The organism is Gluconobacter japonicus, assembly GCF_002723975.1.
In the GTDB taxonomy this organism is placed as follows: Bacteria; Pseudomonadota; Alphaproteobacteria; order Acetobacterales; family Acetobacteraceae; genus Gluconobacter; species Gluconobacter japonicus.
The window spans coordinates 1-9,295 of the sequence record NZ_BEWO01000042.1 but is presented as its reverse complement, the minus strand read 5'-3'; the positions used below and the strand labels follow the sequence as shown (position 1 = coordinate 9,295).

Genomic DNA, 9,295 nt, shown 5'->3' with positions numbered 1-9,295 from the left:
ATGTTCTTCTTGCTCTCGCAGATGACCTATATGATCACGGGCAACATCAAGAAACGTTGACGGTCATAGAGAATATCTATGCGCTATATGATTTATATCAATTTGATTGCAACGACTTACAAGCATGACAAATAATTACAAATCATGACAACCCTAAAGATTACAATCTCTCATCTCATGCGGTTGGTTCCTAGCTGCATAGTTCAGATAAAAAACGTCTCCACAAAACCCGGGGCAATTCAGGTGCCCGAAAAGATGAAGGAAGTTGCACTGATATGCCGCAATGGCTGAACAAGGACGCCCCGTTTCGCGACAAGATCCGGGTCGTGATGCTGTGTCTGGTCACGTATTTCGTGTTCCAGTTCATTGTGACAGCAATCAGTTTCTTCTGGCATATATCGGCCGACGACGTGTGCGCCCTCCAGCTTGGTGTGCTGGTCCTTGGTGTGGCGAGTGTCCTGCTGACATGGCAATGGCTCACCAGCATGATTACCGCACCAGTTGAGAAGCTGGCCCTTCTGGGTGAGGATTTGGGCAGGGGTGTCTTCAACAAGACAATGCCATTTCTTGAGAACAAAGACTGTGTCGGTCGCCTTGCCCGTGTTCTGCTCAGCTTCTCCCGCGTGGTTGAGGAACAGAAGGCCGGTCATCAGCGACAGGAGAAAATGGCCGCCGAAATCAGGGAGGCTCTTGATCAAAGCCAGGAGCGCGACAAGCATACCCATCAGGTCATCGAGTGCCTGGGGCAGGCTCTGGCTGACATGGCGCAAGGCGACCTGCGAACCCGTATTCAAGATCCGATTTTTGAGGGTGAATTCGCCCCCCTGCGTGATGCCTTCAACCATTCCGCCACGCGTCTGAGCGAAGCGCTGAGCGCTGTTGCCAGCAACTCTGACCTGATCGCCACCGGGGCAGCCGAAATTTCGACCGCATCGGACGATCTGGCCAAGCGGACCGAGAAGCAGGCGGCCAACCTCGGGCAGACGGCATCTTCCGTGCGGACCATTACCGAAGGCGTGCAGAGCAATGCCAGGGCCTGTGCCGATGCCAACGCCGAGAGCCAGCAGGCGCTCGAAAAGGTCAAGGCGGCCACCACCGTCATGACCGAAACCACCAAGGCCATGGACGGGATCAAGAGTTCTTCCGACGCGATTGGCGAAATCATTTCAGTGATTGATGGTATCGCGTTCCAGACCAATGTGCTGGCCTTGAACGCCGGGGTGGAAGCCGCCCGTGCGGGCGACGCCGGACGCGGGTTTGCTGTCGTTGCGCAGGAAGTGCGCTCGCTCGCCGAACAATCCGCCACCTCCGCCAGCGAGATCAAGCGTCTGATTTCCGTTGCCGCCGAACAGGTGACCAAGGGCGTGGATCTGGTGCAGCAGACAGGCCGCTACCTGAACGATTTTGCCGGCAGTACCCAGAACATCGCCACGCGGGTGGAGGAAATCTCTTCCTCGACGCAGGACCAGGCCTTGCGCCTGTCCGAGGTGACGGGTGCTATCGGCGATATGGATCAGGTCACGCAGCAGAACGCGGCCATGGTGGAGGAGACAACAGCCGCCAGCCATAACCTCACTGCCGAGACCCGCACCCTGACGGCTACGCTCAATCGCTTCAAACTGGATATGAATAGCCCGGGTTCCGGTTGGGCCAGCGCTCCATCGCTTTCGAGCCCGCGCGCCGTCGAAGTGCGCCCCAAGACGGCAAACCCGCCTCGCGTGGTAGCTTCCGTCGCGCCCTCTCCGGCGCTGCCCATGCCTACCTCCTCATCCGATGCCGGGTGGGAAGAATTTTAATGGCCATTATTTCAGCGCGTCCTGGGCGTGGCCGCCCGGGGCGTTCCGCTTGATCAAGGGAACAGTCAGTTGGTGAACGTGACCCTCCCTGAACGTCTGGACACTTCTGCGGCGTTCGCCCTGAAGAGCGAGATCGAGCAGGCAATTCAGAATGCCGGGGGAGAGCAGGTTGCTCTGGATGCCTCAGGCGTAACTTACCTTGGGGGGCTGTGCCTGCAGGTTCTCCTTGCCAGTAGATGTCCACTGACGACGCCTTCGGAGCCAGTTGTGGAAGCTTACGCCCTGTTTGGCGTCAGCGCGTATCTGAGCGAACCCCTGGCACCATTGAAGGAGTAATGAGGATTATGGGCGACAAAGCAGGCATTCGCATTTTGACGGTCGATGACTCCCGCACCATGCAGAGTATGTTGCGCAAGGCTCTGGAAGGGGCCGGCTACGACGTTATCCAGGGCGAAGACGGGATCGACGGGCTGGACGTTCTGCAAGCGGCCGATCCTGTTCCCAACGCGATTATTACAGATATCAACATGCCGCGCATGGATGGCTTTGAGTTTATCGAAGCTGTGCGTGGGATGGAAAAATACAAGCGTCTGCCGATGATCGTCCTGACCACGGAAAGCGACCCCGAGAAGAAGGCCCGTGCCCGCGCGGCCGGGGCTACGGGCTGGATCGTCAAACCGTTCAGCACTGACAGCCTTGTCGCAGCCATCCGCCGGGTGACCGCTTGAAGGGAAAGCCAGCATGAGTGGTGACATGGACGATATCCTTCTGGTCTTTTTCCAGGAATGTGAAGAGCAGCTTCAGGAACTCGAGCGCGGGCTGGCGGCCCTGTCGGATGGGGAATCCGGCAAGGAGACAATTAATGCTGTCTTCCGCGCTGTGCATTCCATCAAGGGCGGGGCCGCGTCGTTCGGTCTGGAGAACCTTGTCCGTTTTGCGCATGTGTTCGAAAGCTCCCTGGATGGCCTGCGCTCCGGCCGTGTCGCCCCGACGCCAGAGATCGTCAAAATCTTTCTCAAGGCGATGGATGTCCTGAGCGATCTGGTAGCCGAGGCGCAAGGGGGTGCTGCGGTTGACCAGGATCGTATTGCGGATAGTCGGACCGAGCTGGAAACCATTATGGCCAATGCCACCGGTAGTGCGCCGGCTGAGAAACAGGACGAGGTCATCCCCGCTGATTTTACGCCTGTGCCCTTGGATTTCGCGCCGGTTATGGCCGATTTTGACTTCGGCGATTTAGGGGTTGAAGAGGAAGTCCCCGCATCCACTGCCCTGGTCGTGACCTTCAGCCCCCATACCGCCATGTATGACCGTGGAGATGACGCGCGAAATCTGCTGATCGGTCTGGCCGACGTGGCCGTCGCGCATGGTGGCACCAGCACTGTTACATGCGAGACAGCCGCAGTACCCACACTGGCGGATCTGGAAACCGAAAAGTCCTGCCTGTCATGGCGCGTGGTGCTGCCTGCCGCCGTGCCGGAGGAGAGCGTCCACACGGTGTTCGACTGGGTGAGCGACGTGTGCGATGTCACCATCACACGCGAAGGAGCGGCCATCCTCAAGGCCGAGGATAAGAATGCCGAAGACGCTGCCGCTTCGCTCGCGCCTGCATCAACGACGGACGCTCAGGCACCCGCATCGGCCATCATTGCGCCTGAACCAGCGCAAGCCCCGTCTCCGACCTCTGCCGCCGTCATGGAACGGATCATGGCTGAGTTGCCGCCTGCTCCGGCCGCAAGCGCCCCGGTCGATGCGGGCAAGGCCCAGCCGGTGCGCCAGCCCGCAGAACAGGCAACCATCCGTGTAGATCTGCATCGTGTGGATGACCTGATGGACCTGGTGGGAGAACTGGTCATTGCGCAGGCAGCTCTCGAAGCGATCGGTCAGGCCAACAATGGCGGCCATCAGGAAATGAACAAGTGCATTGCCAGCATGAAAACCCTGACGCGCGACATACAGGACGCTGTCATGGCCGTGCGTGCCCAGCCTGTGCGCAGCGTGTTCCAGCGCATGCAGCGTGTCGTGCGCGAGGCCTGTTCCATGACCCACAAGGACGTCGTGCTGACATTGGAAGGCGAGAACACGGAAGTAGACCGCACGCTAGTGGAAAAGCTGTCCGACCCGTTGACCCACATGCTGCGCAATGCGGTGGACCACGGCATTGAAAGTGCCGAGGATCGCATTGCCGCAGGCAAGCCCGGTACAGGGCAGATCCTGCTGTCCGCCGGCCATCGTTCGGGCCGCATTCTCATTACCATCCAGGATGACGGGGCTGGGATCAACCGCGAGCGCGTGTTGGCGATTGGCGTCAAGCGCGGCATTGTGGCCCCCGATGCGGTTCTGACGGATGACGAGATCCACAACCTGATCTTCGCCCCCGGTTTCTCCACCGCAGCCACCGTGTCCGATCTGTCTGGTCGTGGGGTGGGGATGGACGTGGTCAAGCAGGCCATCCTGGGGCTAGGCGGGCGCGTGACCATCAGCAGCGTGGAAGGGCAGGGTACGACCTTCTGTCTGTCCCTGCCGCTGACGCTGGCCGTGCTGGATGGCATGCTGATCGACGCTGCGGGTTCGACAATGGTCGTGCCGATTTCCTCCGTGGTGGAAACGATGATGGTTGGTCACAAGGACATCTACGCACTGCCAGATGGTGCCAATGTCGTGTCCATTCGTGGAGAGTGCATGCCGCTTATTCCTCTGGCGTCTGTATTGGGACTGGTCAGGAAGCGTGCGACCGGCCAGTCCGAAGAAGATGTGATTCTGGTCGTCGAAAATGAGTCCGGCGCACGTGCGGCGCTAATCGTGGACACGATCCGCGATCAGGCGCAGGTCGTGATCAAGAGCATTGAAAAGAACTACCGTCAGATGCCCGGTGTGTCCGCCGCGACCATTCTGGGAGACGGCAGTGTCTCCCTTATTCTGGATATTCCCGCTCTTGTCGCCAACGCACTTGGCCGGATCGACACCAGACCGTCGGATGTCCGCACAGAGATTGCGGCATAATACAAGACCCCCATAAAACGATCTGTTCTGATTAGGATAACGGATATGACGGACGACGCCGCGGCGGATGCCAAACTTGTAAAAATGATCGTGTTCGCAGTGGGGGAGCAGGAATATTGCATTCCTATACTCAGTGTACGCGAAATTCGTGGTTTTGAAAAAACGACTGCTCTGCCGTTTGCCCCGCCTTATGTGTGCGGTGCAATCAACCTGCGTGGGGTCATCCTGACCGTTATAGACTTTGCGGTATATCTCAATGTGACCCCGCAGCCCGACAATCCGCGTCGAGTGGCGATCATCGTGGAATCCCGTAACGGTACGGTCTGTGGCCTGCTGGTAGATCGGGTGATCGACATGGCCGACATCGATCTGGGTGAAATTCAGGCCGTGGCAGAGGAAAATAGCAGTCTGAATGGGCTGGTGATGCTGGGAGACCGCATGATTGGCGTCCTCCGTCTTGAAGTGGTTGTCGGTCAACTGGTTAAGGCGGGCACTTCCTGATGGTCGATATGCGTTCCACAGGTGAACCGGAATATACGGACGCAGACTTCCAGATGGTACGGCGGATTGCCAAGCAGGAAGCGGGTATTTTCATTCCTGATTCCAAAAGTACGCTGGTGTATTCCCGTGTTTCGCGTCGCGTACGCGAAAGCGGCTTGGCAACTTTCCATGCTTATCTGAACTTTGCACAAAGTCCGTCCGGTCGTGCGGAACTGGAAAAGCTGATTTGCGCGATCACGACCAATGTCACGAGCTTTTTCCGTGAGCGTCCACACTTTGTGCATATGGAGAAGCACGTCCTGCCGATGCTGGCGAACCGGTTAAGGAACGGCGGAAAAGGGAGGATCTGGTCTTCTGCCTGTTCTACCGGGCAGGAACCGTGGAGCATTGCCATGTCCGTCCTCTCAGCCTTTCCCGAGGCAGCGTCGTACGACATGCGGATACTGGCGACCGACATCAATTCCGATGTCGTTGCGCAGGCTGCGGCCGGCACGTACGTCGCCAGCGAGACTGACGGGATTTCCAGCGCGCAGAAAAGCCAGTTTATGCAGCCCGATCAGCAGGGCAATCTGACCTTTTACGGTAACATCCGTACGCTACCGACCTTCAAGGTGCTGAACCTGAATGCCGACTGGCCGATGCGCGGACAGTTCTCGGTCATTTTCTGCCGTAACGTTGTCATTTACTTTGATGAACCCACCCGTGAGCGGCTGTGGAGCCGTCTGGCCGATAAGCTGGAAAAAGGTGGGTTTCTCTATGTTGGTCATTCCGAAAAAGTGGGGAATCCACGCCAATGCGGCCTGGAGCAGGTTGCTCCGACCATCTACCGGAAGGACACCTGATTGATGGCCCCACCCGTCAGAGTACTGATCGTTGAAGATTCGCGGACCATCCGGGCGCTGATCAAACGCTCATTTTCCCAGAACCCGGATATCGAGGTGTGTGGCGAAGCGGCCAATCCGCTGGAAGCCCGAGACCTGATTATCAAGGACCAGCCGGATGTCATTACCCTGGATGTGGAAATGCCGGGGATGAACGGGCTGCAGTTTCTGGAAAAGATCATGCGGATGCGTCCCATCCCGGTTGTCATGGTGTCCAGCCTGACGGCAAAGGGAGCGGATACGGCTATTACCGCACTCCAGATGGGGGCATTCGATTGCTACCCCAAACACAATGTAGGTCCGGGCGAGGACGCATTTGCGGGCCTTGGGCGGCTGGTCGTGCTGGCGGCCCGTTCGCAGCCCGTGGCCCGCGCGCAGCGGCGCACACCTGCGGCCCCTGTTGGTACCGCTCAGGCAAGCTGGAACAATGGGGTGGATCTGGTCGCTATTGGATCGTCCACCGGCGGCGTGGAGGCGCTGGAAGAAGTTCTGTCAGGTTTCCCGCAGAAAAGCCCACCGATCGTCATCTGCCAGCATATGCCGGCCCTGTTTACGGCGAGCTTCGCCAACCGGCTGAATCAGGCCATGCCTGCGCTTTCTATTGCAGAGGTGCAGGATGGTGAAGTCCTGCAACCCGGCATGGTCAGGATCGCACCGGGTGGCGAGCGCCACACGGTGGTGGAGGCTGGTGGTGGCAGATATGTAACCCGTCTCGTGAAGGCGCCCCCGGTCAGTGGGCATTGTCCATCCGTGGATGCGTTGTTCCACTCCGTTGCCAAATGTGCGGGGCGGAACGCCTTGGGGGTGATCCTGACGGGGATGGGCCGTGATGGCGCGGACGGGCTATTGGCCATGAGACAGGCCGGGGCTCATACAATCGCACAGGATAAGACCTCGGCCGTCGTTTACGGAATGCCGCGCGTCGCGGCCGAAATCGGTGCGGCCTGCGAGGTCGTGCCGCTGCGTCAGATCAGTGCCGCGGCCATGGCCAGTCACCCGCGCTGAGAGTACGGAGAAAATCAGGCGGGTCGATCACCGTCTGGCGTATTTGACGCCGGTTTTTCAATCCGGACGTGAGACAGGGAAAGGGGGAAGGGCAGATGCCCGCCGCTTCACAAATCAAGGCTCTGATCGTGGATGATCAGACCTCCATCCGTCAGGTTCTGGCAAACAGCCTTGCGGAAATCGGGTTCACCCATATTGCCCAGCGCAAGGATGGCAAGGACGCTCTGGAGTATCTGGAGCAGAATCCGACACATCTGGTCATCTCCGATTTCAACATGCCCGTCATGGACGGTCTGGCGCTGCTGCGCGCTGTGCGGAGCAACCCGAAGACGCAGAAGGTGGCCTTCATCATTCTGACCAGCGAGGCCAGCAGGGAACTGGTGCAGGAGGCCGTCAAGGCCGGGGTCAACAATTTCCTTGCCAAACCTTATACCGTGGCAAAGCTGCGGGAGGTTCTGGAAAAGGTGTTCGGGCCAATCAAGTGATTCATCATCCTGAAATCAGAACGATCATTCAGGGAGAAGTCGCAATTTCCGCTGATACATCGGTGGTTTTTGCAACACTGCTTGGTTCGTGCATCTCGGTCTGCATGTATGATCCGCTCTCGCATGTTGGTGGCATTAATCATTTTCTGCTGCCGGACGGCAAAGAAAGCCCGAGTGGTACGGCAATGCGGTTCGGCGTGAACTCCATGGAGATGCTGATCAACGGCCTGCTCAAGGCCGGTGGCCAGCGGAACCGGCTGGCATGCAAAGTGTTCGGCGGGGCGGCCGTTGTTCCCACTCTCGGCCGGATCGGTGAAGAAAATATCCGGTTTGTGACTCACTATCTGGAATACGAAGGGATACGCTGCGTATCCCAGAGCTTGGGCGGTACGTTGGCGCGACGTATCCGGTTCTGGCCGACAACAGGCCGTGCGCAACAGAACCTGGTGCAGGACGGGCAGGGTATCGGCCGGCAGGAAGTGGATTACAGCCGGCGTGAGGCCGAAGCAGAACGGAAATGGGCAAAAGGGGCCAGCTCCGCCGTCGAGCTGTTTTAACGAAGCCCCGTCGGAAAGGACCAATCAAGATAATGGATGTCGTGCCCCCTTCGGTCCCTGTCGTGACCAGAACTGAACGCAGCGTATTTGAAATCGTGGATCATCTCGCAGGGCTGTTGGACACAACCTGCCAGGATTTTGTCGGTGTGCAGCGGGTGGTGGGCGAGAATATGGTCATGGCGCCCTTGAGCGACCAGGATGTGCAGACACTGCAAAAGCTGGATTCTGCCACTCAGACGGTGGAGGCGGTGTCCACCATTCTCAAGAACATGCTCACCAGTGACGGTCAGTCGAGCGACCGGATGCTGGATGTTGCCGCACTCAGCCACGGCGTGAAGCTCAGTCATATTATTCAGGTGTTACAGAATCGTGCGGAGGCCGAGCCGGCGTATCGTTCTGGCGAGGTCGATATGTTCTGAGGACACTGGACATCGGTCCTTCAATCGGAGCCAAACCTTTTTACCGCCGGAGAGGGTTTTGGCGTGGGGGTCCGTCAAGAGAAAAAGTGAAGTTGGGATTTCCGTGACGGGTTGAAAGGAGGGGAGAGAGGCTCTTCTCCGCCCGTCATGGAGTTTTCCGCCATGGCAACCGCCCTTCCCAAGATGGAGGGTTCTAAAAACTCCATGGTTTTGAGTGCGTATCTGTGATTCCATACCTCCTGTGGTGATTGGGTGGATGAATGAATAATGAAACAGCCTGGTTTCTTTGATGTTGAAGAGCGGCTTGCTCGTTTGAGCGGTCTTGGCGATCAGCTTGAAGCGTTTTCCCGGACTGTGGATTTTGAGGTGTTCCGCCCTGATCTGGAGAAGGCTCTGGCCTATTGAGATGGAAGCAAGGGCGGGCGACCGCCATTTGATCCGGTGTTGATGTTCAAGATCCTGGTGATCCAGACGCTCAACAATTTGTCTGATGAGCGGACAGAGTATCTCATCAACGATCGCCTCTCCTTTATGCGTTTCCTTGGTCTGGGACTTTCAGATCGGGTGCCCGATGCCAAAACAATCTGGCTGTTCCGTGAACGCCTGACACAGGCGGGGGCCATTGAAAGACTGTTTGAGCGCTTTGAT

The 9,295-nt window shown here is 58.0% G+C and carries 10 protein-coding genes and 1 pseudogene; all 11 read left to right on the top strand.

Annotated features, from left to right (window positions below; genetic code table 11):
- The first annotated feature begins 275 nt into the window (after positions 1 to 275).
- Complete coding sequence (locus GJA01_RS14490; protein ID WP_062502512.1) at positions 276 to 1,796, top strand: methyl-accepting chemotaxis protein; 1,521 nt, start codon at positions 276 to 278, stop codon at positions 1,794 to 1,796.
- A gap of 72 nt (positions 1,797 to 1,868) precedes the next feature.
- The gene (locus GJA01_RS14485; protein ID WP_253783076.1) at positions 1,869 to 2,132 is read left to right on the top strand and encodes an STAS domain-containing protein; all 264 of its coding nucleotides are present in this window, start codon (positions 1,869 to 1,871) and stop codon (positions 2,130 to 2,132) included.
- An 8-nt stretch (positions 2,133 to 2,140) separates the two neighbouring features.
- Entirely contained in the window at positions 2,141 to 2,524 is a 384-nt protein-coding gene (locus tag GJA01_RS14480; RefSeq protein ID WP_062502510.1) for a response regulator, read from the top strand.
- 13 nt (positions 2,525 to 2,537) lie between these two features.
- Complete coding sequence (locus GJA01_RS14475) at positions 2,538 to 4,799, top strand: chemotaxis protein CheA (protein WP_062502509.1); 2,262 nt, start codon at positions 2,538 to 2,540, stop codon at positions 4,797 to 4,799.
- Between the two features lie 45 nt (positions 4,800 to 4,844).
- Entirely contained in the window at positions 4,845 to 5,300 is a 456-nt protein-coding gene (locus GJA01_RS14470; RefSeq protein WP_062502508.1) for a chemotaxis protein CheW, read from the top strand.
- Positions 5,300 to 6,142: a CheR family methyltransferase gene (locus GJA01_RS14465; protein ID WP_062502507.1), complete on the top strand. Its 843-nt coding sequence runs from the start codon at positions 5,300 to 5,302 to the stop codon at positions 6,140 to 6,142. Before GJA01_RS14470 ends, GJA01_RS14465 begins: the two co-directional genes overlap by 1 nt.
- Positions 6,143 to 6,145: 3 nt before the next feature.
- Positions 6,146 to 7,186 carry a protein-glutamate methylesterase/protein-glutamine glutaminase gene (locus tag GJA01_RS14460; RefSeq protein WP_062502506.1) on the top strand — a complete coding sequence of 347 codons (1,041 nt, stop codon included), beginning with the start codon at positions 6,146 to 6,148 and terminating at the stop codon, positions 7,184 to 7,186.
- A gap of 95 nt (positions 7,187 to 7,281) precedes the next feature.
- Positions 7,282 to 7,671 carry a response regulator gene (locus tag GJA01_RS14455; RefSeq protein ID WP_062502505.1) on the top strand — a complete coding sequence of 130 codons (390 nt, stop codon included), beginning with the start codon at positions 7,282 to 7,284 and terminating at the stop codon, positions 7,669 to 7,671.
- Positions 7,668 to 8,228: a chemotaxis protein CheD gene (locus GJA01_RS14450; RefSeq protein WP_062502504.1), complete on the top strand. Its 561-nt coding sequence runs from the start codon at positions 7,668 to 7,670 to the stop codon at positions 8,226 to 8,228. Before GJA01_RS14455 ends, GJA01_RS14450 begins: the two co-directional genes overlap by 4 nt.
- Before the next feature lie 32 nt (positions 8,229 to 8,260).
- Entirely contained in the window at positions 8,261 to 8,647 is a 387-nt protein-coding gene (locus GJA01_RS14445) for a hypothetical protein (protein ID WP_062502503.1), read from the top strand.
- 264 nt (positions 8,648 to 8,911) lie between these two features.
- A pseudogene (locus tag GJA01_RS14440) lies at positions 8,912 to 9,295 on the top strand (transposase); the annotation flags it as partial.

Excerpts from the sequence above, each read along its gene's own strand:
- GJA01_RS14470 (WP_062502508.1), top strand. The coding sequence starts at position 4,845 with ATGACGGACGACGCCGCGGCGGATGCCAAACTTGTAAAAATGATCGTG.
- GJA01_RS14465 (WP_062502507.1), top strand. The coding sequence starts at position 5,300 with ATGGTCGATATGCGTTCCACAGGTGAACCGGAATATACGGACGCAGAC.
- GJA01_RS14460 (WP_062502506.1), top strand. The coding sequence starts at position 6,146 with ATGGCCCCACCCGTCAGAGTACTGATCGTTGAAGATTCGCGGACCATC.
- GJA01_RS14455 (WP_062502505.1), top strand. The coding sequence starts at position 7,282 with ATGCCCGCCGCTTCACAAATCAAGGCTCTGATCGTGGATGATCAGACC.
- GJA01_RS14490 (WP_062502512.1), top strand. The coding sequence starts at position 276 with ATGCCGCAATGGCTGAACAAGGACGCCCCGTTTCGCGACAAGATCCGG.
- GJA01_RS14475 (WP_062502509.1), top strand. The coding sequence starts at position 2,538 with ATGAGTGGTGACATGGACGATATCCTTCTGGTCTTTTTCCAGGAATGT.
- GJA01_RS14445 (WP_062502503.1), top strand. The coding sequence starts at position 8,261 with ATGGATGTCGTGCCCCCTTCGGTCCCTGTCGTGACCAGAACTGAACGC.
- GJA01_RS14480 (WP_062502510.1), top strand. The coding sequence starts at position 2,141 with ATGGGCGACAAAGCAGGCATTCGCATTTTGACGGTCGATGACTCCCGC.